General features: G+C 66.4%; 24 protein-coding genes. 16 read left to right on the top strand and 8 right to left on the bottom strand.

What is annotated here, in order from left to right; genetic code table 11:
• Positions 1 to 126: 126 nt before the first annotated feature.
• Complete coding sequence (locus tag ACFWBU_RS00560; RefSeq protein ID WP_296550326.1) at positions 127 to 1,050, bottom strand: lactate dehydrogenase; 924 nt, start codon at positions 1,048 to 1,050, stop codon at positions 127 to 129.
• Positions 1,051 to 1,411: 361 nt separating this feature from the next.
• Here ACFWBU_RS00560 and ACFWBU_RS00555 point away from each other — a divergent pair, with 361 nt between their 5' ends.
• Positions 1,412 to 1,546: a hypothetical protein gene (locus ACFWBU_RS00555; protein ID WP_277350460.1), complete on the top strand. Its 135-nt coding sequence runs from the start codon at positions 1,412 to 1,414 to the stop codon at positions 1,544 to 1,546.
• Positions 1,547 to 1,566: 20 nt separating this feature from the next.
• Here ACFWBU_RS00555 and ACFWBU_RS00550 read toward each other — a convergent pair whose 3' ends face one another.
• On the bottom strand, positions 1,567 to 1,926 hold the full coding sequence (locus ACFWBU_RS00550) for an Rv2640c family ArsR-like transcriptional regulator (RefSeq protein WP_378527157.1): 360 nt from the start codon (positions 1,924 to 1,926) through the stop codon (positions 1,567 to 1,569).
• A 95-nt stretch (positions 1,927 to 2,021) separates the two neighbouring features.
• Here ACFWBU_RS00550 and ACFWBU_RS00545 point away from each other — a divergent pair, with 95 nt between their 5' ends.
• Entirely contained in the window at positions 2,022 to 2,528 is a 507-nt protein-coding gene (locus ACFWBU_RS00545) for an ArsI/CadI family heavy metal resistance metalloenzyme (RefSeq protein ID WP_378527155.1), read from the top strand.
• Positions 2,529 to 2,607: 79 nt separating this feature from the next.
• On the opposite strand, the gene arsB is transcribed toward ACFWBU_RS00545, so the two are convergent.
• Together arsB and ACFWBU_RS00535 are read right to left on the bottom strand one after the other, a co-directional pair.
• The gene (gene arsB, locus ACFWBU_RS00540) at positions 2,608 to 3,648 is read right to left on the bottom strand and encodes an ACR3 family arsenite efflux transporter (protein ID WP_378527245.1); all 1,041 of its coding nucleotides are present in this window, start codon (positions 3,646 to 3,648) and stop codon (positions 2,608 to 2,610) included.
• Positions 3,649 to 3,683: 35 nt separating this feature from the next.
• Entirely contained in the window at positions 3,684 to 4,085 is a 402-nt protein-coding gene (locus ACFWBU_RS00535) for an ArsR/SmtB family transcription factor (RefSeq protein ID WP_378527153.1), read from the bottom strand.
• Between the two features lie 65 nt (positions 4,086 to 4,150).
• Between ACFWBU_RS00535 and ACFWBU_RS00530 the strand changes: the two genes are divergently transcribed.
• The 3 genes from ACFWBU_RS00530 to ACFWBU_RS00520 all read left to right on the top strand — a co-directional run bounded on the left by ACFWBU_RS00530 (position 4,151) and on the right by ACFWBU_RS00520 (position 7,084).
• Positions 4,151 to 4,573, top strand: coding sequence for a low molecular weight phosphatase family protein (locus ACFWBU_RS00530; protein ID WP_378527152.1), 423 nt, complete (start codon positions 4,151 to 4,153; stop codon positions 4,571 to 4,573).
• Positions 4,574 to 4,657: 84 nt separating this feature from the next.
• Positions 4,658 to 5,677: a cell division protein ZapE gene (gene zapE / locus ACFWBU_RS00525; protein WP_378527151.1), complete on the top strand. Its 1,020-nt coding sequence runs from the start codon at positions 4,658 to 4,660 to the stop codon at positions 5,675 to 5,677.
• Between the two features lie 69 nt (positions 5,678 to 5,746).
• Entirely contained in the window at positions 5,747 to 7,084 is a 1,338-nt protein-coding gene (locus tag ACFWBU_RS00520) for a class I SAM-dependent methyltransferase (RefSeq protein WP_378527149.1), read from the top strand.
• Positions 7,085 to 7,109: 25 nt separating this feature from the next.
• On the opposite strand, the gene ACFWBU_RS00515 is transcribed toward ACFWBU_RS00520, so the two are convergent.
• Positions 7,110 to 7,562: a PPOX class F420-dependent oxidoreductase gene (locus tag ACFWBU_RS00515; RefSeq protein ID WP_169620983.1), complete on the bottom strand. Its 453-nt coding sequence runs from the start codon at positions 7,560 to 7,562 to the stop codon at positions 7,110 to 7,112.
• Positions 7,563 to 7,656: 94 nt separating this feature from the next.
• Here ACFWBU_RS00515 and ACFWBU_RS00510 point away from each other — a divergent pair, with 94 nt between their 5' ends.
• The gene (locus tag ACFWBU_RS00510; RefSeq protein ID WP_169620984.1) at positions 7,657 to 7,941 is read left to right on the top strand and encodes a helix-turn-helix transcriptional regulator; all 285 of its coding nucleotides are present in this window, start codon (positions 7,657 to 7,659) and stop codon (positions 7,939 to 7,941) included.
• Positions 7,938 to 8,357 carry a VOC family protein gene (locus ACFWBU_RS00505; RefSeq protein WP_296550330.1) on the top strand — a complete coding sequence of 140 codons (420 nt, stop codon included), beginning with the start codon at positions 7,938 to 7,940 and terminating at the stop codon, positions 8,355 to 8,357. Before ACFWBU_RS00510 ends, ACFWBU_RS00505 begins: the two co-directional genes overlap by 4 nt.
• On the opposite strand, the gene ACFWBU_RS00500 is transcribed toward ACFWBU_RS00505, so the two are convergent.
• Entirely contained in the window at positions 8,358 to 9,119 is a 762-nt protein-coding gene (locus tag ACFWBU_RS00500) for a class I SAM-dependent methyltransferase (protein ID WP_378527148.1), read from the bottom strand.
• 295 nt (positions 9,120 to 9,414) lie between these two features.
• Here ACFWBU_RS00500 and kdpF point away from each other — a divergent pair, with 295 nt between their 5' ends.
• From kdpF to ACFWBU_RS00465, 7 genes are all read left to right on the top strand, one after another.
• On the top strand, positions 9,415 to 9,513 hold the full coding sequence (gene kdpF, locus ACFWBU_RS00495) for a K(+)-transporting ATPase subunit F (RefSeq protein WP_378527147.1): 99 nt from the start codon (positions 9,415 to 9,417) through the stop codon (positions 9,511 to 9,513).
• A 7-nt stretch (positions 9,514 to 9,520) separates the two neighbouring features.
• Positions 9,521 to 11,221, top strand: coding sequence for a potassium-transporting ATPase subunit KdpA (gene kdpA / locus ACFWBU_RS00490; RefSeq protein ID WP_378527146.1), 1,701 nt, complete (start codon positions 9,521 to 9,523; stop codon positions 11,219 to 11,221).
• Between the two features lie 61 nt (positions 11,222 to 11,282).
• Positions 11,283 to 13,376, top strand: a complete 2,094-nt coding sequence (gene kdpB / locus ACFWBU_RS00485; protein WP_378527244.1) for a potassium-transporting ATPase subunit KdpB — start codon at positions 11,283 to 11,285, stop codon at positions 13,374 to 13,376.
• A 5-nt stretch (positions 13,377 to 13,381) separates the two neighbouring features.
• A complete protein-coding gene (locus ACFWBU_RS00480) occupies positions 13,382 to 14,041 on the top strand; it encodes a potassium-transporting ATPase subunit C (protein ID WP_378527144.1) in 660 nt (219 codons plus the stop codon).
• A 7-nt stretch (positions 14,042 to 14,048) separates the two neighbouring features.
• Positions 14,049 to 16,592, top strand: coding sequence for a sensor histidine kinase KdpD (locus ACFWBU_RS00475; RefSeq protein ID WP_169652807.1), 2,544 nt, complete (start codon positions 14,049 to 14,051; stop codon positions 16,590 to 16,592).
• Positions 16,589 to 17,269, top strand: coding sequence for a response regulator (locus tag ACFWBU_RS00470; RefSeq protein ID WP_169620992.1), 681 nt, complete (start codon positions 16,589 to 16,591; stop codon positions 17,267 to 17,269). Before ACFWBU_RS00475 ends, ACFWBU_RS00470 begins: the two co-directional genes overlap by 4 nt.
• A 153-nt stretch (positions 17,270 to 17,422) precedes the next feature.
• Positions 17,423 to 18,277 (top strand): LLM class F420-dependent oxidoreductase, encoded by an 855-nt coding sequence (locus tag ACFWBU_RS00465; RefSeq protein WP_169621086.1) that lies wholly within the window; start codon positions 17,423 to 17,425, stop codon positions 18,275 to 18,277.
• A gap of 4 nt (positions 18,278 to 18,281) precedes the next feature.
• Here ACFWBU_RS00465 and ACFWBU_RS00460 read toward each other — a convergent pair whose 3' ends face one another.
• On the bottom strand, positions 18,282 to 19,568 hold the full coding sequence (locus ACFWBU_RS00460) for an RNA polymerase sigma factor (protein ID WP_378527141.1): 1,287 nt from the start codon (positions 19,566 to 19,568) through the stop codon (positions 18,282 to 18,284).
• 5 nt (positions 19,569 to 19,573) lie between these two features.
• Positions 19,574 to 20,005, bottom strand: a complete 432-nt coding sequence (locus tag ACFWBU_RS00455) for a YciI family protein (RefSeq protein ID WP_378527140.1) — start codon at positions 20,003 to 20,005, stop codon at positions 19,574 to 19,576.
• A gap of 197 nt (positions 20,006 to 20,202) precedes the next feature.
• On the opposite strand from ACFWBU_RS00455, the gene ACFWBU_RS00450 reads away from it, so the two are divergent.
• Positions 20,203 to 21,492, top strand: coding sequence for a glutaminase (locus ACFWBU_RS00450; protein WP_169620994.1), 1,290 nt, complete (start codon positions 20,203 to 20,205; stop codon positions 21,490 to 21,492).
• A gap of 212 nt (positions 21,493 to 21,704) precedes the next feature.
• A complete protein-coding gene (locus tag ACFWBU_RS00445) occupies positions 21,705 to 22,562 on the top strand; it encodes an alpha/beta fold hydrolase (protein ID WP_378527138.1) in 858 nt (285 codons plus the stop codon).
• The last annotated feature ends 159 nt before the right edge of the window (positions 22,563 to 22,721 follow it).

Raw genomic sequence — 22,721 nt, 5'->3', positions numbered from 1 at the left:
TCGAGCTGCCGCCCGTACTCCGATTGAAGACGATTGCGCTGCACGCCACTCCGGGAGCAGCCGTCGATCCGACACGAATGTCGAGGGCCGGCACGATCTCGCGCACGGTGCGCGACCCGACGACAATCAGAGGATCGTCTCGACCGCGCGTTGCAGGGTGTGTGCGCTGGCTTCGAGTGCGGCACGTTCCTGTTCCGTCATCGGGGGCTGATGCATCTGGCTTACTCCGGCGCGGCCGAGCACCGAAAGCAACGACATCGTGACTCGGTACTCCGGGTGGTATCCGGCGACGGTGAAGACGGCCTGCTCGTCGCGCAGAACCGCTTCGGCCAGTCGTGCGCTCACCGCGCCGATACCGTACTGGCTCGCGCCGATCCCTTCGATGATGTTGATGTTGGCATAGCGGATTTCTGCCTCCACCCGGTCGCGGATCTGCTGACCCTGCTCGGCCAGCAGGTCGAGTACCGGCACGCCCGCAGCGGTGGCCGACGACCAGAGCAGCACCTCGCTGGTGCCGTGTTCGCCGATCACGAAAGCCTGGATATCGCTGGGACTGACTCCGAGATGATCGCCGAGGTGGACCCGGAAGCGCAGACTGTCGAGCACGGTGCCGGTGGAGAACACCCGGTCGTGCCCGGCCAGCACACGGGTCAGGTCCGCCAAGGGGTCCGGCGGGTCGGTGACCACCATGATCGTGGCGTCCGGTGCTGCCGCGACGAGTCCGGGGATCAACTCCCGATATACCCCGGCATTGTGTTCGAGCAACCGCAGTCGGCCCGCCGGGTCGCTCCGGTCGGTCGCGCCGCCTGCGGCTTCGTTCTCGCCCGCTGTGACGATCAGCAGATCCGCGCCGTCGAGGTCGTCTCGCTCCCCGGCGCGCACGTCCACCGGCGGAACCAGCGGCGTTCCGTAGCGCATGTCGAGCGCCACTGCCTGTGCCCGCTTCACGTTCTTGTCCACCAGCACGATTTCCCTGGCGGTCCCCCTGCCCAGCAGTGCAAGGGTGGTAGCCGATCCGACCGCGCCGACCCCCACCACGCCGATCTTCACGGCCGCCGCCGAGGACGAGGAGGATGGATCGGAACCGATGTGCAGCAGTGTGTTTCGCGAAGCCCGGGGATACTTGTCACGTTGTGGATCCTTGCCGTAGGTCTGCGCCTTCAGCGTGTGCGGAGGTGGTCCGCTTGCTCGGCATTCCGTCGAGTCCAGTACACACCGTGGTCACGGCTTCCGCAGTGAATCCCGCACGACCAGATCGACGTCGACGCCGGTCTTCCGGCGTGCCGGCACCCTGCGCGTGCATCCCGACAGCTGGCCGGTATACGAAAGGAAGCGAATGCGCTTGTAACAACGCCGCGTTCGGCCCCGATTCGTTCGGTGAAGGCTGTCACTACCACGTCAGGAGCGGAACATGGGATCGGTCGAGATCATCACGTGGCTTCAGGAGGGTGCGAGCCAGGGAGACCCCATCCGGGGGCCGCTCTACGTCATCACCTTTATCGCACTGGGCCTGTACAGCGTCCTCTTCGAGGGTGCCATCATCTGAGCCCGGCACTGTTCACCGTGTCAGGTGCAGCAGTTCGGGTCCAGTACGATGCGCAGCGCTTCGAGTGCGTCCGTTCGTACACGGTGGTAGACGTTCATTCCGTTGCGGGTGGATTCCACCATTCCGGCTTTCCGCAGCTGCCCGAGATGGTGACTGACGGTGGATTCCGCCAGGTCGACGGCCGTGGCGAGGTCGCATGTGCACACTTCGCCGGCGGGGTCGGTGAGCAGGATCGACATCAGCTGGATGCGGGTCGGATCCGCCAGCGCTTTGAGGCGGAGCGCCACTTCGAGTGCAGCGTCGCCGCTCATCGGGGCAGCGGACACCGGTTCGCAGCAAATCGGTGTGGTGATGTCGACGACGGGCAGTGCCTTGGGCATGGGAACTATTCTGCCGACCTCCTTGACATATGTCAAAAAGGTGGACCACACTGGAAGCCGCTAATTCGATGTATGTCTCACACGTGGAGGTTCCCATGTCCCGCGCTCAGCTCGCACTCAACGTCGACGACCTGTCCGAGGCCGTTGCTTTCTACTCGAAGTTGTTCGGTGCCGAGCCGAACAAGCTCCGACCCGGGTATGCGAACTTCGCCCTGTCGGAACCGCCGCTCAAGTTGGTGCTCCTCGAGAATCCCGGCAAGGGCGGTTCGCTCAATCACCTGGGCGTCGAGGTCGAATCCAGCGAGAAGGTGCACGAGGAGATCGCCCGGCTCACCGATGCCGGACTGTTCACCGAAGAGGAGATCGGCACCACGTGCTGCTTCGCGACGCAGGACAAGGTGTGGGCCACCGCTCCGGACGGAGAGAAGTGGGAGGTCTACACCGTTCTCGCGGACAGCGAGACCTTCGGCACGAGCCCCACGTTGCTCGCGGACGAAAACTCCGGTGGGGCGGCGTGTTGCGGGTCGGCAGCCTCGTCTGCCGCAACCGAGCCCGACGGCGACAACCGCACGGCTGCGGAGCAATCGACTTCGTGCTGCTGACACCTCAACCCCCGTCGTCCTCCCGGGTGGATATCCGGGAGGACGGGGGGCTCGGTGAACTGCCGATTTCCGTCGCCGCTCAGGATGCGGTGGACGTGGACGCTCGGGCGAACCGCTTTCGCAGCGCGAGCGAGACGTACACGAGCGCAACGAGTACAGGCACCTCGATCAACGGGCCTACCACTCCGGCCAGTGCCTGTCCAGAGGTGACGCCGAACGTCGCAATCGCCACCGCAATCGCCAGCTCGAAGTTGTTGCCGGCAGCGGTGAATGCGAGCGTCGTGGTGCGCTCGTACCCGAGGCCCACGGCGGCACCGAACAGGTAGCCACCGCCCCACATGAGAGCGAAGTACGCCAGCAACGGCAACGCGATCCGCGCGACATCCCAGGGCTGCGACGTGATCCGGTCGCCTTGGAGCGCAAACAGAATGACGATCGTGAACAGCAGACCGTACAGCGCCCACGGGCCGATCTTCGGAATGAACCGGGTCTCGTACCATTCCCGGCCCTTGGCCTTCTCGCCGAAGTGCCGCGTCAGGAAACCGGCGACCAGGGGGATGCCGAGGAAGATCAATACCGATCCGGCAATCTGCCACGGCGACACATCGAGCGTGGTCTGCTCGAGCCCGAGCCAGCCGGGCAGCACCGAGAGGTAGAACCAGCCGAGCACGGCGAACATGACGACCTGGAAGACGGAATTGATCGCGACCAGCACGGCAGCAGCCTCGCGATCACCACACGCGAGGTCGTTCCAGATGATCACCATCGCGATGCACCGCGCCAGTCCGACGATGATCAAGCCCGTGCGGTACTCCGGCAGGTCCGGGAGCAGCAACCACGCAAGCGCGAACATCAGGGCGGGGCCGAGCACCCAGTTGAGCACCAGCGACGAGATCAGCAAGGTGCGGTCGCCGGTGACCGTGTCGAGGCGGTCGTAGCGGACCTTCGCCAGCACCGGATACATCATGATCAGCAGACCCAGTGCGATCGGCAAGGAGATGCCATCGATCTCGATGACGCTCAATGCGTCCCCGAGTCCGGGGATCATGCGGCCCAGCAGGAGACCGGCGACCATGGCGACGCCGATCCATACGGGCAGGAACCGGTCGAGTGTGGACATCTTGCCGACGACCGGCGGACGTCCGGTGGTGGCGGTCACGAGAGAGTCTCCTGGAGTGGGTCGCTCGGCGAGCAGGACGAGGCGGGCAGCACTCCGGATTCGATTGCCAGCACCGCAGACAGTTCTTCGAGAGCGGCGGGTACCACTCGGTAGTACACCCAGGTGCCGCGACGCTCACAGTCCAGCAACCCGGCTTCGCGCAGCACCTTGAGGTGGTGGGAGATAGTGGGCTGCGCCAGATCGAATGCGGGACTGATGTCGCACACGCATGCCTCGCCACCCTCGTGGCTCGCGACCATGCTGAGCATTCGCAAGCGCACCGGATCCCCGAGCGCTCTGAACACCCGGCCCAGGTCGGCGGCTCGCTCGGAGGACAACGGCTCACGCCCGATCGGTGGGCAGCAAGGCGCGACCACGCTCGACAACTGATTCGACATACGTCTATATTGACGTTCATCGATACAACGCGTCAAATGGGCCTCGCCGGAAAGGACCTTCCATCTTGTCCACTGCTTCGGTGCTGTTCGTGTGTGTCAAGAACGGCGGAAAGTCCCAGATGGCCGCAGCGCTCATGCGCAAGTCCGCCGGCGACCGCGTGGCCGTCCATTCGGCCGGCACAGCGCCCGGATCGTCCCTCAACGCCTTGTCGGTGCAGGTACTCGACGAGGTCGGCGCACCGACCGACGGCGAGTATCCCAAGCCGATCGATCCGCATCTCCTGAGCGAGGTGGACCTGGTCGTCACCCTGGGCAGTGAAGCCCGCGTCGACGCGCCCGCCACCGTCGTCGTGGAGAACTGGAACACCGACGAACCGTCGGAGCGCGGTATCGACGGGATCGAGCGCATGCGTCTGGTCCGCGACGACATCGCCGCGCGCGTCGACGAACTCACCGCCCGGTTGCTCACGGCCGCGGACGGACGATAACCCGACTCGTTCCCGTGGGCCACCCAGGGCGAGCGTGAGTGAAATCTCGGTCTCGCCGTCGCCCGCGGGCGTTAGGGTTCGACCGTGCGCAGGAGATTCGGAACACCGCCGCCTCGTCGTGCGCTCGGGGTGACCATGTCGGTGTTCGACACGACTGCACAAGAATTGGGCTTCGCTCTCGACGCCGCACAACAGCGTGCGGCCGAGGTCCTCGCGGACTCCGACCGGAACGTGTATCTCTGGGGTCCCGTGGGCAGGGGCAAGAGTTGGCTGATGGCCACCTATTTCGCCGCAGTACCGACCGACCGGAAGAAGCGCATCCACTTCCACGAGTTCTTCCGCGATCTGCACCTCGCCATCCGGCGACACCGCAGCAACCTTTCGGCCGCCTTGGACGAACTGCTGCACGACGTGGACCTACTGTGCTTCGACGAATTCCACGTTCACGACCCGGCTGACGGAAAGTTCATCGCCCGGTTGATGCCCGCGCTTCTCGACCGGCGCGTCCGGGTAGTTCTGACCTCGAATTACCCGCCCAGGTCCTTGCTTCCCAACCCGCTGTTCCACGACGACTTCCTCCCCACGATCGAATTGATCGAGAGTTCCCTGGCGGTCGTCGAGATCGACGGTGCTCTCGACTACCGCACCACATCCCGGCACGAGGCAGGGTTCGCCGCCGGATGGTGGGTCTCGCCGGGAACGGCCGAACAACGTGCTCGTCTCGGGCTCCGCTCACCACACCCCGACGAGCGGAGAATCCTCACCCCGGCGGGCCACCCTGTGCATGTCCGCCGGGCCACGGGACATTCTCTCTGGTTCGATTTCGGCGAACTCTGTGGAACCACCACCGCCCCGGTCGACTATCTCGCGCTCGCGGCGAACCACTCCGATTGGGTGATCGACGGTGTGCCGGATCTTCGCACCGTCGGGAGGGAACCTGCCCAGCGTTTCGCCAACGTCGTCGACGTGCTCTATGACCGAGACGTGACTCCGATTTTCCTCGCGGACACGTCGGTGGACAGCCTCGTCGGCGGTGCTCGGCTTCCCGTCGATATCGCACGGATCGTGAGCAGGCTAGGACAACTCGGAACTGCGGCACTCTAATCGTAAGCACGTTCGGGCCGACTTTCCGGATCGGGAGACGCCCGACCTCGTGTCGTTTACCGTCGAGCGATGAACGCCGACACCAAGCGGTCCGCAGCCGTCCGGGTCCGAGACGCATTCGAAAAGATCCTGGGTATCCCAGTGCCCGTGCGGGTTCGATGCTGGGACGGTTCCGTCAGTGGGCCGGACTCGCCCGCGACGGTGGTGTTCCGCAACCGCCGCGCGATCCGCAGAGTGTTGTGGTCGCCGGGCGAACTGGGACTGGTGCGCGCGTATATCGCCGGTGACCTCGAGATCGACGGCGACGTGTACGCGCTGTTGTCACTGCCCGGTCTCGTGAACCGGGTCGGGGCGTTCGATGTCCGAGACGCCCGCCGGGCACTCGGCGGTGTCTGGGAGTTGGCCCGTCTCGGCGGCGTCGGGTTGCGGCCGCGACCGCCCGCGGTCGAGGTACCTCGCCGGCGCGGCATCAAGCACAGTCGCGCCCGCGACGCGTCGTCGGTGTCGCATCACTACGACGTCGGCAACGAGTTCTACAGAATCTTCCTCGGTCCGAGCATGGTGTATTCGTGTGCGTACTGGGACGAGACGGCCGACGGTCTCGACGACGCGCAGCACGCCAAACTCGATCTGGTGTGCCGCAAACTCGGTTTACGGCCGGGGATGCGACTGCTCGACGTCGGCTGCGGGTGGGGGTCGATGGCGATCCACGCCGCGCGGCACTACGGCGTCGACGTCGTCGGAGTGACGCTGAGCCGCGAACAGGCGGCGTGGGCACGGAAAGCCGCAGCGGAGGCGGGCCTGTCGGATCGGCTCGAGTTCCGTGTCCAGGATTACCGCGATGTCGACGACGGACCGTTCGACGCGATCTCGAGCATCGGGATGTCGGAGCACGTCGGTGATGCCGCACTGCCCACCTACGCCGCCACCCTGCACGGTCTGTTGCGGCCAGAGGGCCGGTTGCTGAACCACGCCATCGCCGCGGTCCGCACACGAGATCCCGAAGGTAACGACAAGCCCGGCCTGATCCAGAACTACATCTTTCCCGATGGGGAGATCCTGCCGCTGAGCCGCACCTTGGATGCGTTCGAACAGGTCGGTCTCGAGGTGCGCGACAGCGAGGCATTGCGCGAGCACTATGCGCTCACGCTCCGGGAATGGGTGCGCCACCTGCAGGAATCGTGGGACGATGCTGTCGCCTCCGTCGGTGCCGAACGAGCGCGCACATGGCTGCTGTATCTCGTGGCCAGCGCTCTCGGATTCGAGGAACCCGGCAGGCTCACCATCCACCAGGTGCTCGCCGTGCGTCCCGCAGACGACGGAGCGAGCGGTGTGCCCCGGACGCGATCACAGTGGCTCGCCCCCGCGTCGACGACGCGTGAGCCGGACGCTGCCGAAGCCCCCTGACCGCGTCCGGGACGGTTCGAAGAGGTCACGACGGCGGAAACCCTCCGGTGGCTACCGGTCCCCAGCGCTCGATGCGGATGCGGATCAGCGACTTGTTCTGGCGGGCCATGGCCTCGCGGTATTCGTTCCAGTCCGGGTGTTCCCCCGCGATGCCCCGGTAGTACTCGACCAGTCCGTCCAGTGCGTCGGGCATGTCCAGGACTTCGGCATGTCCATCGACCTGCACATACGGTCCGTCCCAGTCGTCCGACAGCACACACACCGACACGCGGGGGTCCCGCCGGACATTGTGGGACTTGGCTCGTTGCGGATAGGTGGAGACGACGATGTTCCCCTCGGCATCGAGGCCGCAGGTGACGGGCGACATCTGGGGACTCCCGTCCGCACGGAACGTCGTGAGGACCCCTCGGTGGCGTGGACGGAGAAACTCGAGAAGTTCGTCGCGCTCGACCTTGTCGGCAGTGGCTGTGCGAGGCATGTCGGACCTTTCGCTCGGGGGCGTCGTCGTCCCACCGTGGATTCTGCGCCGGAAAGTATTGATAGGCAAGCGCTGACTTGCCTATAGTGGGGAGGTGGTCACCGTCTATCGTGCGCTCGACGACGAGACGAGGCGCATCATTCTCGACGAATTGGCGGCGAGCGACGGCAAGACACTGTTCGAAATCTGTTCCCGTCTCACGATGGAGCACGGGCTCGGCCTTACACGCCAGGCGATTTCGCAGCACCTCGGCGTTCTGGAGTCGGCCGGGCTGGTCGTCACCGAGCGACGGGGCAGGTCCAAGTTCCACTACTTCAATTCGGAGCCACTCACCGAGATCACCAGGCGATGGCCCATCGGCGAAGGAAGAGAACCATGAGACTCGACATGACGAGCGTGTACGTCGACGACCAGCAGGCAGCCCTCGAGTTCTATACCGAAGTGCTGGGATTCACGAAACGCCACGAGATTCCTCTCGGTGACGACTGGTGGCTCACCGTCGTCTCTCCCGATGCTCCGGACGGTCCCGAACTGCTGCTCGAGCCGTCGCATCACCCCGCCGTGAAGCCCTACCGGGATGCACTGGTGGAGGACGGAATTCCCTTGGCGCAGTTCACTGTCGACGATGTCGACGCCGAGTTTGCGAGGCTGACCGCACAAGGCGTGGTCTTCACGCAGCCGCCGACCGATATCGGCACGGTAGTCGTCGCGGTCTTCGACGACACCTGCGGCAATCTCATCCAGATCGTCGCGCCGAAGCCGGATCCGGTGGGTGAAGCACCTCTTTCGCAGTGATCACAGCACCCCGAGTCGCACGGTCACCGGCCAGGTGATCCGCCGTCTCCGGGTCGGCTCACCCCAGAGGCTGCGCAGGTCCGCCGCGAAGGAGTGGAGCATCGGCGTCTGCTGGGCGGCTTCGACGGCACGTACGGCAGACCACGTCGAGATATAGCCGAGTGTGTCGTCCACGGTCCACTCTTGGTGGATCTCCATCGGCGGTGCCGGGACCTCCGTGAACGGAAATTCGATATCGGCGTATCCGTTGTCGACGAGTCGCCGTTCCGGAGGCCGGTACGGTCCGATCTCGAACCGGTAGAAGTCCTGGAATCGCGCGTCGAGGTCCGGCCCGAACTGCATCACGCCGTAACTGACGAGCGCGAGCACCGCCTGATCGGCCGCGATCCGGCGCACCTCGGAATAGAACGCACGCCGATCGAACCAGTGTGCCGCCTGCGCTGCCGAGATCAACGCGGTGCTCCGGTCGAGGATCGGCATGTTCTCGGCGGCAGCGACGACATACCGAACCCCTTCGGCCGCACGAGCATTGCGAAGTTGATCGACGCTGGGGTCCGACCCGATTACGGTATCGAAGTACGGGACGAGTTGTGTTGTCAGCTGGCCGTTTCCGCAACCGGCATCGACCGCGAGCCCATACGACGGAGCAAGGGACGCCAAGAACCTCGCCAGGCCGGCGGGGTACTCGGGACGGAACCGTGCGTACGCCTCGCCGCCCCGATCGAACCAGTTCTTCGGTGGCCCTCCCTCTGCCTCGGACACGCTCGTCCCCTTCCGTGGGTGGCCGGCGTGCCCACCAGCCACTAGTCGACCGTCGGGGCTGTGCGCCGTAAGGAAAACGTTAGGGACGGTACCTCTGGGCGTCAGGATTCCGCATGGATCCACGTCGCCGGCCCGGAGGAGTGCCAGCGTGGCATTTCGGGCGCCGACCGGCGCTCACTGCGCCGACGACAAGGGAAGACGACATGGCAGACACCGCGTATGTGGTGCTGATCCTCGCGGGATTCGTTACGTGCGCGCTGGTGCTGCGCGCTCTGCGGTCGGACGGTGAGAACCGATGACCTGGGCCGGAGCGACGAGCGTCGTGCTCGTCCTGATCGTCGCGGCACTGGTGATCTATCTGCTCACCGCGCTGCTCGACCCCGAGAGGTTCTGACCGTCCGATGAATCCTGCTATTGCCGCGGCGCTGCAACTCGCCCTCGTCGTGGCTGTTCTTGCACTGGCATTCGTTCCGCTCGGTGACTACATGGCGCGGGTCTACACCACCGATCCCGATCTCCGTTCGGGAGACGGAAGGGTGGAGTCGCTGATCTACCGGCTGGGCCGGATCGATCCGCGCGCCGAGCAGACCTGGTACGGGTACGCGGGCAGCGTGCTCGGGTTCTCGCTGGCGAGCGTTCTGGGCTTGTACCTGCTGCAGCGCGTCCAGGGTCTTCTGCCGCTCGATCACGGACTGTCCGGCGTCAGCCCCGCGGTCGCGTTCAACACTGCGATCTCGTTCGTCACCAACACCAACTGGCAGTCCTACGTTCCGGAAACCACGATGAGCCACGTGACCCAGTCGGTCGGGCTCGCCGTGCAGAACTTGGTGTCGGCCGCGGTAGGCATGGCCGTCGCGATCGCTCTCATCCGTGGCATCGTGCGAGCCGCACGGGGTGGCGAAATCGGAAACTTCTGGGTCGATCTCACCCGGGGCACACTCCGCATTCTGATGCCGCTCGCGTTCGTCGTCGCTTTGATCCTGCTCACCCAGGGCGTCATCCAGTCCTATCGCTCCGGGTTCGACGCGGTCGGTGTGGACGGCAACGGATTCACCACTGCCCTCGCGCCCGTCGCATCGCAGGAAGCGATCAAACTCCTGGGCACCAACGGCGGCGGCGTGCTGGCGGCAAACTCGGCCCATCCGTTCGAAAACCCCACTCCGGTCAGCAATATCGTCCAGATCATCGCGATCCTGCTGATTCCGGTGGCGCTCACCCGCACGTTCGGCACCCTGGTCGGGAACAGGCGTCAGGGATTGACGGTCCTCGGGGTGATGGCGCTGCTGTTCACGGCGATGCTCGCGTTGGCTTCCGCTGCCGAGTCCGGTACTCGCGGGGCTGCTGCCACGGCGGCCGGCGCAATGATGGAAGGCAAAGAGGTCCGGTTCGGTATCCCCGGATCCGTGCTGTTCGCCGTGTCGACGACCGGTACCAGCACCGGCGCAGTGAATTCGGCACACGACAGCATGTCGCCTCTCGGCGGCGGCACCGTGCTGCTGAACATGCTGTTCGGTGAGATCGCTCCCGGCGGGGTGGGCAGTGGCCTCTACGGGATTCTGGTGCTTGCCGTGATCGCCGTGTTCGTAGGTGGTCTGCTCGTGGGCCGCACGCCGGAGTTCCTGGGCAAGAAACTTCGCAGGCGCGAAATCACCCTCGCCGCTCTGACGGTGCTGGTGATGCCCGCACTGGTGCTGACCGGCACGGCCGTCGCCGTGATCCTGTCGTCCACCACCGGATTCCTGGGTAACTCCGGCGAACCCGGTACACCCGGGGCTATTCATGGATTCGGAGAAGTGTTGTACGCCTACGCATCGGCAGCGAACAACAACGGCAGCGCCTTCGGCGGTCTCACCGTGACCAGTGACTGGTTCCAGGCCTCGCTCGGGATGTGCATGCTCTTCGGGCGATTCCTCCCCATCCTGTTCGTGCTCGCTCTGGCCGGGTCGTTCGCGGCGCAACGCCGGATCCCCGCGGGCGCCGGAACGCTTCCCACCACCGGCGTCGCATTCGTGGGTCTGCTCACCGGCACGGTGGTCCTCGTCGCGGCACTCACGTTCTTCCCCGCGCTGGCGCTGGGGCCGATTGCCGAGGCCCTGCAATGACTTCGACGTTCCGTTCATTCTGCTCCATCACGACTTACACCCTGGAGATGTCTCGGTGACCATCGAACTTCGACGCCCTCGGGAGGACGACGTAACCGCGCCCGCCCCCCGCATCGCCGGCGGTCTGTTCTCGCCCCGGCAACTGATCGAATCCCTGCCGGGTGCAGTGCGCAAACTCGATCCCCGGCACATGGCACGCAACCCGGTGATGTTCGTCGTCCTGGTCGGTTCGGCGATCGCGACCGGTGCGGCGATCGTGGAGCCCACCGTCTTCTCCTGGCTGATCGCACTGTGGTTGTGGTTCACGGTGTTGTTCGCGAACCTGGCCGAATCGGTTGCCGAGGGGCGGGGCAAAGCCCAAGCGGCGAGCCTCCGGAAGGCGAAGCAGAACACCGTCTCTCGTCGCCTGCTGCCGTCTGGCTCGGAAGAGACCGTACCGGCCACCGAATTGAAGGTCGGAGATCTCGTCGTCGTGGAGGCCGGTGAAACGATCCCCGGCGACGGCGACGTCATCGAAGGAATCGCGACAGTCGACGAGTCCGCGATCACCGGCGAGTCCGCGCCGGTCATCCGCGAGTCGGGTGGGGATCGCTGCGCGGTCACCGGAGGCACTACCGTGTTGTCCGACCGTATCGTCGTGGGGATCACCGCTCCCGCGGGCCACACGTTCGTGGACCGCATGATCGCGCTCGTGGAAGGTGCATCTCGGCGGAAGACCCCGAACGAGATCGCGCTCAACATCCTGCTCGCAGCACTGACGATCGTGTTCCTGTTCGCCGTCGTGGCCATCGGTCCCATGAGTGCCTACGCCGGTGCCGAGCAGGGCCCGGTCGAATTGATCGCATTGCTGGTCTGCCTGATCCCCACCACCATCGGTGCGCTGCTGTCGGCTATCGGTATCGCTGGAATGGACCGTCTCGTGCAGCGCAACGTGCTGGCGATGTCCGGGCGCGCCGTCGAGGCCGCGGGAGACATCGACACCCTGCTCCTGGACAAGACCGGGACGATCACCTTCGGCAACCGCCGCGCGACCGCACTGCACCCCGCACCCGGAGTGACGGAGGCCGAGGTGGCCGGCGCCGCGCGACTGTCGAGTCTTGCCGATACAACACCGGAGGGACGCAGCATCGTCGAACTGTGCGCCGAGCAGTACCGTCTCGATCCCGGACCCACCGGGGCCGGCGCCGACGCGGAATTCGTGCCGTTCAGCGCGCACACCAGGATGAGCGGACTCGACCTCACCGAGGCGGACGGCACGGCGGTGCGTATCCGCAAGGGCGCCGCCGACGCGGTCGGCCGCTGGACCGCACAGTTCGGGACGACAGTGCCTGTCGCAGTCACCGATCTCGTGACGGACATCGCCCGCAGGGGCGGAACTCCCCTCGTCGTTGCACGCGTGTCGGGCACCAGCGCGTCGGTGCTGGGTGTCGTCGAACTCTCCGACGTGGTCAAACCCGGTATGGCGCAACGGTTCGCACAGCTCCGCGCGATGGGTATCCGCACCGTGATGGTCACCGGCGACAATCCGCTGACGGCGAAATCCATTGCGGCAGAAGCGGGCGTCGACGACTTCCTCGCCGAAGCGACGCCGGAGGACAAGCTCGCGCTGATTCGCTCCGAACAGGAGGGGGGCCGCCTCGTCGCGATGACGGGTGACGGCACCAACGATGCTCCCGCGCTTGCCCAGGCCGACGTGGGGGTGGCGATGAACACCGGCACCTCCGCCGCCAAGGAAGCGGGGAACATGGTCGACCTCGACTCCGATCCCACCAAACTGATCGACATCGTCGAGATCGGCAAGCAACTGCTCATCACGCGTGGCGCTCTGACGACTTTCTCGCTGGCCAACGACCTCGCGAAGTACTTCGCCATCCTGCCGGCGCTGTTCAGCGGCATCTATCCGCAGTTGGCTGCGCTGAACATCATGGGACTCGCGACGCCGCAGTCCGCGATCCTCTCGGCGGTGATCTTCAACGCGCTCGTCATCGTCGCGCTCATCCCGCTCGCACTCAAAGGTGTGCGGTACCGCCCCGCCGCCGCATCGTCGCTCTTGGGGCGAAACTTGCTGGTCTACGGCGTCGGTGGCGTGGTGACACCCTTCGTGGGCATCTGGCTGATCGACCTCGTCGTGCGTCTCGTTCCGGGAATCGGGTGAATGTCATGAGTCAAGGAAATTTCGTGCTCGGCTTCGTGCGGCAACTGAAGGCGGGTGCCATCGTGCTGGTCGCACTCACCGCCGTCGTCGGCTTCGCATACCCGGCAGCGGTGTGGGCGGTGAGCCGGATCGACACCCACGCCGCGGAAGGTTCACCACTGGCGGATTCGGCCGGGTGCGTTGTCGGCAGCGAACTCGTCGGAGTCGATCCGCAGGTGGCTGCCGGGGAACCCGATCCCTACTTCCACCTGCGCGTCGTCGGGTCGGTCGCGGACGACGATCCGTACGCTCCCGGTGATCCGGCCGCGGCCCTGCCGTCGAACCAGGGACCCAGCAGCGAGGTGCTGGCGCGGTTCGTGGAGGAACGACGCGCCGCGATCGCCCTCCGCGAGGGTGTTGCTCCCGAGGACGTCCCGGTCGACGCGGTCACGGGTTCGGGTTCGGGCCTCGACCCGCACATCTCACCCGCGTACGCCGCGATCCAGGTACCGCGGGTCGCCGCCGCGCTCGGCGTTCCCGACGGTGACGTCCGGCGCCTTGTCGCCGAGCACACGGAGGGGCGTCAACTCGGGTTCCTCGGCGCCGAGCGCGTCGATGTTCCCGGTCTCAACGTCGCGCTGGGCTCCACCGCCCCGGACTGTGCCGGTGACACCTCGGGTGGATGATGGCGAGATGACAGGTTCGGACCACGCAGCATTCCCCGCCGTATCGCGCCGGGGAATGCTGCGGATCTACCTCGGCGCGGCTCCCGGTGCCGGCAAGACCTACGCGATGCTCGGTGAAGCGCAACGGCGTCTCGCGCGCGGTGGCGACGTGGTGGTAGCGATCGTCGACACGCACGGACGTGCGTGCACCGCCGAGAAACTGGCGGGCCTCGAGATCGTTCCACCTCGGCAGATCACCTACCGCGACACCGAGTTCGAAGAACTCGATCTCGACGCCGTGCTCGCGCGCCGGCCCGCCGTCGCGCTCGTCGACGAACTCGCCCACACCAACGTGCCCGGTAGCCGGCACACCAAGCGCTGGAAGGACGTCGAGGAACTGCTCGACGCGGGAATCGACGTGCTCTCCACCGTCAACATCCAGCATCTCGAGTCCCTCAACGACGTCGTCGAGCAGATCACCGGCGTGGTGCAGCGCGAGACCGTCCCGGACGACATCGTCCGCCGAGCCGACCAGATCGAACTCGTCGACATCACGCCACAGGCACTGCAGCGCCGGCTCGCACACGGAAATGTCTACGCGCCGGAGAAAGTCGATGCCGCGCTGCACAACTACTTCCGCGAAGGCAACCTCACCGCGTTGCGGGAGCTGGCACTGTTGTGGCTCGCCGACCAGGTCGACCTCGCCCTGGCGAAGTACCGGGGTGAACACGCGATCACCGCCACGTGGGAGGCGCGCGAGCGGGTCGTCGTGGCCGTCACCGGTGGTCCGGAATCCGAAACCCTCGTGCGCCGCGCCAGCCGCATCGCAGCGAAATCCAGTGCCGCACTGATGGTCGTGCACGTCGTGCGGGGCGACGGCCTGACCGGTGTGTCCGCACCGCGGATGGGACAGGTTCGTGAACTCGCCGCGAGCCTCGACGCGAGCCTGCACAGCATCGTCGGCGACGACGTCCCGAGCGCCCTGCTCGACTTCGCCCGCGAGGTGAACGCGACCCAGCTGGTACTCGGGACCTCCCGCCGGCCGAGGTGGGCGCGCATTCTCGACGAAGGCATCGGCGCCGCAGTGGTCCGGGATTCCGGAAAGATCGACGTGCACATGGTCACCCACGAGCACATTTCGTCGGCACCGGGACTGGCACTGGCCGGCCGGCACGACCGTCGGCTCCTCTCGTGGGTGGCGGCGCTGTCCATCCCCCTCGCCGCCGCAGGCCTGATGGTGGTCGTCGACCGGGTCACCGGATTCACCGACCAGAACATCCTGTTCTTCGTCGTGGTCCTGGCAGTCGCGCTGTTCGGCGGCATCGGCCCGGCGATCGTCGCGGCGCTGCTGTCCGGTCTCCTGCTGAATTTCTTCTTCACCGACCCGCGTCACAGTCTTCTTCTCGCGGATCCGGGGAACTTCGTCACCACCGGCGTGTTGCTCGTTGTCGCCGTCGCGGTGGCGGCACTCGTGGATGCGGCCGCCGCGCGCACCCGGGAAGCACGCCTCGCGTCCCAGGAGGCAGAACTCCTCGCATCCTTCGCCGGTGCCGTCCTGCGTGGCGCCGGTGTGCCGACGCTGCTCGAGAAGGTCCGGGAAACCTACGCGCAGCACGGGGTCGGCTTCGTACGCGGCGACGAGGACGACTGGGACGTGCTCGGATCCGCGGGAGCAGCGCCCCCGCTGTCGATCGACGAGGCCGACACCGTCTGCCGCATCGACGACAAGCCGTACGCACTGCTGCTGTCCGGCCCACGGCTACGCGCACGCGACCGCAGGATCCTCACCGCTGTGACGGCGCAAGCCGCCGGCCTGGTGCGGCAGGAAGAACTCGCCGCGGAAGCTGCGCAGGCGGCGACACTCACCGAAACCGACCGCTTGCGCCGACTGCTGCTGTCCGCGGTCAGCCACGACCTGCGCACTCCGCTCGCGGCGGTCAAGGCAGCGGTGTCGAGTCTGCGCAGCACCGATGTTGCATTCTCACCCGACGACACCGCGGAACTGCTCGCGACCATCGAGGAGTCGGCCGACCAGCTCACGCGCCTGGTCACGAACCTGCTGGACTCCTCCCGGCTCGCCGCCGGGGTGGTGGTGCCCGCGTCCGAGCCGGTGTACCTGGACGAGGTGGTCCATCGAGCACTGGTCACCCTCACGAGCAGTGGCCCCGACACCGCCCGCTCGATACGTGAGCGCGTCGAAGTGGACGTGGACGACGCGCAGGTGCAGGCAGACTCCGCGCTGCTCGAACGGGCCCTGGCGAACCTCCTCGACAACGCGTTGCGCTACGCACCGACCGGCCCCATCCGCGTCGGCGCCACCTGCGGGAACGACCGGGTGACGGTGACGATCGCCGACAGCGGGCCGGGGCTCGCCGACAGCGAACACGACGACGTCTTCTCCACGTTTCCGCGGTCCGGCGACCAGCGGGCCGCCGGCGGCGCGGGACTGGGGCTGACGGTCGCCCGCGGTCTCGTCGAGGCGATGGGTGGGACCGTCACCGCGGCCGACACTCCGGGAGGCGGCACCACGATGATGGTCGAACTCGCCGCGCCACACGAGGACCAGCGGTGACCCGCATCCTCGTGGTCGACGACGAGCCCCAACTGCTGCGTGCCTTGCGCATCAATCTGACGGCACGGGGATACGACGTGATCACCGCCACCGACGGACGCACCGCCCTGCTCGCGGCGTCCCGGCATCATCCGGACGTGATCGTCCTCGATCTGGGATTGCCGGATCTGGACGGCATCGAAGTGCTGGCGGGCCTTCGCGGCTGGAATACCGCACCCGTCATCGTGCTTTCGGCGCGGACAGATGCCGCCGACAAGGTGGCCGCTCTCGATACCGGTGCCGACGACTATGTCACCAAGCCGTTCGGAATGGAGGAGTTCCTCGCCCGCATCCGCGCCGCTGTCCGGCGCGCCGCGACGCTGCCCGACCTGCCCGAACCGGTGGTCGTGACCGATGCGTTCACCGTCGATCTCGCGGCGAAGAAGGTCGTCCGAGACGGTGCCGACATCCATCTGACCCCCACCGAATGGGGCATGCTCGAAATGCTGGTGCGCAATCGCGGAAAGCTCGTGGGGCAGCGTGAGCTTCTCACCGAACTGTGGGGGCCCTCTTATGTCGGCCAAAACCATTATCTGCGTGTCTATCTGACGCAGCTGCGGCGCAAGCTCGAAAGGGACCCCACTCGTCCGCGGCATCTGATCACCGAGTCCGGTCGGGGCTACCGGTTCGAGCCTTGACCTGCCCCGCTGTGCGAGTTCGGGGCGGTGCAACCGTTGACCGGGACACGCTGTTGCCGGGACGTGGCGTTCGGTTAGCGTGGCCGGTATGACACCTGACCGCATCGAAGGACGCGGACCGCGGATGGCGGCCGCCGGACGCCTCCGATGACTCTGCGTCTCGGTATCACGAGCCCGATCGTGACCCGGGTGCCCGGAGTCGCCGGGGACTGGGAGGCCGACGCGGGCGTCGAGGACCTCGTCGCGATCGCCGAAGCCGCCGATCGCCTCGGATTCGACCACCTGACGTGCAGCGAACACGTCGCCGTACCGGTAGATGTTGCTGCGCAACGCGGTGCCACGTACTGGGACCCGCTGGCCACCTTGGGATTCCTCGCGGCGCGGACGCGGAGCATCCGGCTGGTCACACAGGTACTCGTGCTCGGGTACCACCACCCCCTCGAGATCGCGAAGCGCTACGGGACCCTCGACCGGGTCAGCGGCGGACGCCTGGTCCTGGGTGTGGGAGTCGGCAGCCTCGCAGAGGAATTCGCTCTCCTCGGTGCGCAGTTCGCGGGTCGCGGGGAGATCGCCGACGACGCGCTCCGCGCCGTGCGCGCAGCCTGGGGACGCGAGCGGCCTTCCTACGCCGGACCGCACTTCGAGTTCTCCGGCATGGTGGTGGATCCGCACGGTCTCCGTACCGAGGTGCCCGTATGGGTCGGAGGCCGCACACCCCGGTCGTTGCGACGCGCGGTCGAACTCGGCGACGGCTGGGTTCCCTTCGGACTCGACCTCGACACCCTCTCCGAAATGCTGTCGCGCGCAGAACTTCCGGCCGAGTTCGACGTCGTGCTGGGGACCGGCCGGCCCGTCGACCCGCTGGGCGACCCGTCCCGCACCAGGGACCGGCTGAGACGGATCGGCGAGGCGGGTGCCACCGTGGCAGGGGTGACGATCGCCGCGACCTCGGCCGAGCACTACGTCGAGCAACTCGAAACGCTCGCGGCGCTCGATCTGCAGGGCTGAACTCTCACAGGCCGAACGACTCGCGGACTTCTTCCGCCTTGGCGAGGAGCACGGAGCGTTCCCGTTCGTTGCCTGTGAGACGTGCTGCCTCGAGCAATTCGCCGCGAGCCTCCACCGCGCGGCCGAGGCGGCGTAGCAGTTCACCCCGCACGCTGGGCAGCAGGTGGTACCCGGCCAGCGTGCCGGATGCGACGAGCCGGTCGATATCTTCGAGAGCGGCGGCCGGACCGCGCGCCATGGACAACGCCGCCGCGCGGTTGAGATCGACGACCGGTGAGGGAGCCACCCGAGCGAGAATGTCGTAGAGCAGGACGATGCGATCCCAGTCCGTGTCCTCGAAGGTAGCTGCGCGGGCATGGCATTCGGCTATCGCCGCTTGAAGGCCGTACGGTCCCCGGCCGCGCCCTATCGCATCGGCTCTCGCGAGTGCGGCGAGACCGCGGTTGATCTGGGCGCGATCCCAGCGGGTGCGGTCCTGGTCGGCGAGCAACACCGGTTCACCGGATGGTGTCGTGCGGGCGGCAAACCTCGACGCGGTGAGTTCCATCAGTGCGACGAGTCCGTGCACCTCGGGTTCGCCGGGAAGAAGCTCGGCGAGGACGCGGCCCAGCCGCAAGGCCTCGTCGCCCAGATCCTTCCGGATCCATTCCTCACCCGAACTGGCAGCGTAGCCTTCGTTGAAGATCAGGTAGACGACTCCGAGAACTGCACCGAGTCGTTCCGGAAACTCCTCTCGCGCCGGAACTTCGAACGGCACCCGCGCGGCGGTGAGGGTCTTCTTGGCCCGGACTATCCGTTGCTGCACAGCGGTGGTGCGAGTGAGGAACGCTTTCGCGATCTCGTCGGACGTGAGTCCGCCGACCACCCGCAGGGTCAGCGCTACTTGCGCATTCCGGTTCAGGACCGGATGGCATGCGACGAACATCAACCGCAGCACGTCGTCGTCGATGCGGTCGGGGTCCCAGGCGTCGGTGTCGAACCCCGCCGCGTCGTCCCTCAACTCGCGTGCCAGAGTGGCATAACGCTCGTCGAGCCGGTCGCGGCGCCGCCACCCGTCGATAGCGCGCCTGGTGGCCACGGCCGTCAGCCATGCCGCCGGATTGCGGGGTACCCCGGTGTCCGGCCACTGCTCGAGCGCCTCGACCAGTGCCTGCCCGGCGAGGTCCTCCGCGAGGTCGAGGTCACGGACGGTGCGTGTCAGCGCCGCAACGATCTTGGCCGAGTCCATGCGCCACACGGCCTCGACAACGCGACGTGCGTTGTCGGGTCCGTGCGACACCGTGTCGGTCATCGCGATCAGCCGACCACCGGCTCGTCGGTGCCCAACTGCTCGCGCCAACCGGCTTCCTTTTGGACGTACTCGTTGTTCTGGTCGAATTCGTCGGATTCGGTCACCCGGCGAACCTCGAGCTTGGAACCGGGTCCGAGCGGGCACCGTTTCGCCCACTCGGCGGCCTCTTCCTTGCTCGACGTCTGGATGATCCAGAACCCGTTGAACAGTTCCTTGGTCTCCCCGTAGGGGCCGTCGGTGACCAGGGGCGGATCGGAGTCGAAATCGACGACGAAGCCTTCCTCCGGGTCCGACAGTCCGTCACCTGCGAGGAGGACGCCCGCCTTGATCAGAGACTCGTTGTACCGGCCCATGGCGTTGAGGATCTCCTCGAAATCGATGTTCTTCGAGGCTTCGAGGGCGGCGTCGGTGGCGCGCATCACGAGCATGTATTTCATGGGATTCTCCTTCGACTCGGAGACCGCGTGTCGATCTCTCAACCTATACGTCGAACAGGCTGGTCATCGATCGACAACACGGTGGATTTTTTTCGGGCCGGCTGCGTTCGTGGGCGGCCGTCGCCACGCGGGCAACCTTCGTGACACGGGAGCGGGGGCGGACGATCGAATCGGCGAGCATGCGCGACGATGGACGGATGCGTTCACCTCTGCCGGACTACCTGACCGAAGTTCTCTCCGTATGTTCCGAGGGAAAGGGCGCGACGTCCGATCACATCCCCGAGCTGAAAAACGCGGACCCCGACCGCTTCGCGATTTCTCTGGTCACCGCGGAGGGCGTGACGTATTCGGTAGGCGACGACGACACCGAGTTCAGCATCCAGTCGATCTCCAAGCCCTTCGTGTACGGCCTCGCGCTCGAAGAGCGTGGCTTCGAGCGGGTACTGGACGCGATCGGTGTCGAACCGTCGGGTGAGGCGTTCAACGAAATCTCGCTTCAACGAGATACCGGACGTCCGCTCAACCCCATGATCAACGCGGGGGCGCTCACCGCTCACGCACTGGTGGGCGAGAACAAGACACCCGAATACCGCATTCGTGCGATCCGCGATCTGCTGTCGTCCCTTGCGGGGCGCGAGCTCGAGGTCGACGAGGGCATCTCGGCGTCCGAACTGGGGGCATCCTTCCGAAATGTCGCAATCGCGAACCTTTTGCGCAACTACGAGATCTTCCCGGACGATCCGGACGACATCGTCGCCGGATACGTCGGGCAATGCTCCGTGAAGGTCACCACAGCCGATCTCGCGATGATGGCCGCCACGCTCGCGGGCGGAGGCGTCCAGCCGCGGACGGGTGAGCGGATCTTTTCCCGGTCCGTCGTCCGGCAGGTGCTGTCCGTGATGGCGACCTGCGGAATGTACGACGCGGCCGGCGACTGGCTTTCGACCGTCGGTATCCCCGCGAAAAGCGGGATCTCCGGCGGGATCATCGGAATCCTGCCGGGCCAGTTGGGCATTGCGGTGTACTCGCCGCGACTGGACGAGCACGGCACCAGCGTTCGCGGCGTCGAAGCCTTCGAACGTTTGTCGCACGATATGAATCTGCACCTCATGGAGGCGCCGATCGTCTCGCGCTCGGTTCTGCGGCGCCGCGCCGTCATAGGTGAGGGCAGTGAGGCTTTCACCTTTCTCGAACTCCACGGCGACATCCATTTCACGAACGCGGAAGGCGTCGTGCGGGCACTTGTCGAGGAACCCGTCGAGACGCAGCGCGCCGTGTTCGATCTCACGCTGGTGCGCGCCGTTCTCCCGGTAGGCCGCAGGATGCTGCTCGAGGTGATCCGGCGACTGCACCTCGACGGAATCGACGTTGCGCTGGTCGATCCCGAGGAAGTGTTGTCCGATCCGGACGCCGGCGACGGCTACCGTCCTCGGGTGTTCACCACGCTCGACGAGCTGCGCGACGAATCCGCAGGCTCTTCGGAGTGAACCAGAGGTACTCGAGGGACGTCTGAGATCGCGCCGAAGAGAATGTCGGTGGCGATGGTGGCGTGGACGCTGAGGAGTGAGCTACGGTGTCGTCCGGTGTGCCGCAAGGTCGGCGAAGAGATGTCGTGCCTACGAGAGAAGATTCAGCCAATGCTGTTCACCTGTGAACATGTCGTCGTGCCCGGCTCGGCCGGATTGGGCGGGTGACCCGGATGCTCACCCGATCCCCGTACCGCTGCCCCGGTGACGACAGCGTCATCCACTCCGCGTGCGCAGGCATGCTGTCGCACTGGTCGCGGCCGGTCGACGAACATATCGCGCGCACGTCGCTGGGCGAGACGTTCGTCCTGAGTGTCGGCGCCCCCACCGCGCCGCCGATCGTCGTTCTGGCCGGCGGGGACCTTCCGGCTGCCGGCCTGCGTGTCCTCGCGGAGCAGCTGGACGACTCGCGCCGGGCGATCCTCGTCGATCTTCCCGGCCTGCCCGGCGGGAGTGCCCGTACCCGGCCCGCGGCCGAGATTCACGCGGCGTACGGCCGCTGGCTGATGGAGGTCTTCGACGCACTCGAAATAGCGAGCGCGTCGGTTATCGGCCTGGGCTGGTCGGCATCTGTTGCGGCAGCCGCAGCCGACGTGGACCGAGTGGAGAAGCTGGTCCTTGCTGCGCCGCTCGGGCTGGTGCCGCGCGCCAGGTGGCATCGCGCGCTCATTCCCGGCTTGCAGTGGCGGAACGAGCCGAATCTCGAGAACACCCAGCGTTACCTGCAGGCCCTGGCCGGGAGCGGCTACCAGCCCGACGATCCGACTTTGCGCTGGTCGTGCCGTGTCGGTGCGTACTGCACCTCACTGACCGGTCTGCCTCGGATAGGACGGTCGGTACTTCAGCGCTGGCGTGGCCGCGCGGTCGAGATCGTGGTCGGCGAGCAGGATCCGCTGATCCAGCTGTCGTCCCTGCGAAAGCTCGCCGACGATATGGCGGTCGACCTCCAGGTGGTTCCCGGTGCCGGGCATCTCCTCGCGGTCGAAGCGCCCGCTCGGCTCGCCGAAGGAGTCTTTGCCCCGCGTTCGTGAGCGTCGGACGCGGAAAACAGCGAAGTGTGACCTACGTCGCGTTCAAAACTGTGGGGGCCGGTGGTACACCCTTTGAGGACCCACGGCACGGACGGAAGGTCGATCATGCTGTTTTCTTCGCTGTTTCCCGTAGCGGGCCGTGTCAAGCCCGATTCGGGC

The sequence above is a fragment of the Rhodococcus sp. NPDC060084 genome (assembly GCF_042730335.1).
GTDB lineage: Bacteria > Actinomycetota > Actinomycetes > Mycobacteriales > Mycobacteriaceae > Rhodococcus.
The sequence above is the reverse complement of the archived record's forward strand: the minus strand, read 5'-3'. Positions and strand labels throughout refer to the sequence as shown.

Coding starts and splice junctions, on each gene's coding strand:
- ACFWBU_RS00555 (WP_277350460.1), top strand. CDS start 1,412: ATGGGATCGGTCGAGATCATCACGTGGCTTCAGGAGGGTGCGAGCCAG.
- ACFWBU_RS00550 (WP_378527157.1), bottom strand. CDS start 1,926: ATGCCCAAGGCACTGCCCGTCGTCGACATCACCACACCGATTTGCTGC.
- ACFWBU_RS00545 (WP_378527155.1), top strand. CDS start 2,022: ATGTCCCGCGCTCAGCTCGCACTCAACGTCGACGACCTGTCCGAGGCC.
- arsB (WP_378527245.1), bottom strand. CDS start 3,648: ATGTCCACACTCGACCGGTTCCTGCCCGTATGGATCGGCGTCGCCATG.
- ACFWBU_RS00535 (WP_378527153.1), bottom strand. CDS start 4,085: ATGTCGAATCAGTTGTCGAGCGTGGTCGCGCCTTGCTGCCCACCGATC.
- ACFWBU_RS00520 (WP_378527149.1), top strand. CDS start 5,747: ATGAACGCCGACACCAAGCGGTCCGCAGCCGTCCGGGTCCGAGACGCA.
- ACFWBU_RS00515 (WP_169620983.1), bottom strand. CDS start 7,562: ATGCCTCGCACAGCCACTGCCGACAAGGTCGAGCGCGACGAACTTCTC.
- ACFWBU_RS00505 (WP_296550330.1), top strand. CDS start 7,938: ATGAGACTCGACATGACGAGCGTGTACGTCGACGACCAGCAGGCAGCC.
- kdpF (WP_378527147.1), top strand. CDS start 9,415: ATGACCTGGGCCGGAGCGACGAGCGTCGTGCTCGTCCTGATCGTCGCG.
- kdpA (WP_378527146.1), top strand. CDS start 9,521: ATGAATCCTGCTATTGCCGCGGCGCTGCAACTCGCCCTCGTCGTGGCT.
- ACFWBU_RS00480 (WP_378527144.1), top strand. CDS start 13,382: ATGAGTCAAGGAAATTTCGTGCTCGGCTTCGTGCGGCAACTGAAGGCG.
- ACFWBU_RS00475 (WP_169652807.1), top strand. CDS start 14,049: ATGACAGGTTCGGACCACGCAGCATTCCCCGCCGTATCGCGCCGGGGA.
- ACFWBU_RS00460 (WP_378527141.1), bottom strand. CDS start 19,568: ATGACCGACACGGTGTCGCACGGACCCGACAACGCACGTCGCGTTGTC.
- ACFWBU_RS00455 (WP_378527140.1), bottom strand. CDS start 20,005: ATGAAATACATGCTCGTGATGCGCGCCACCGACGCCGCCCTCGAAGCC.
- ACFWBU_RS00450 (WP_169620994.1), top strand. CDS start 20,203: ATGCGTTCACCTCTGCCGGACTACCTGACCGAAGTTCTCTCCGTATGT.
- ACFWBU_RS00445 (WP_378527138.1), top strand. CDS start 21,705: ATGCTCACCCGATCCCCGTACCGCTGCCCCGGTGACGACAGCGTCATC.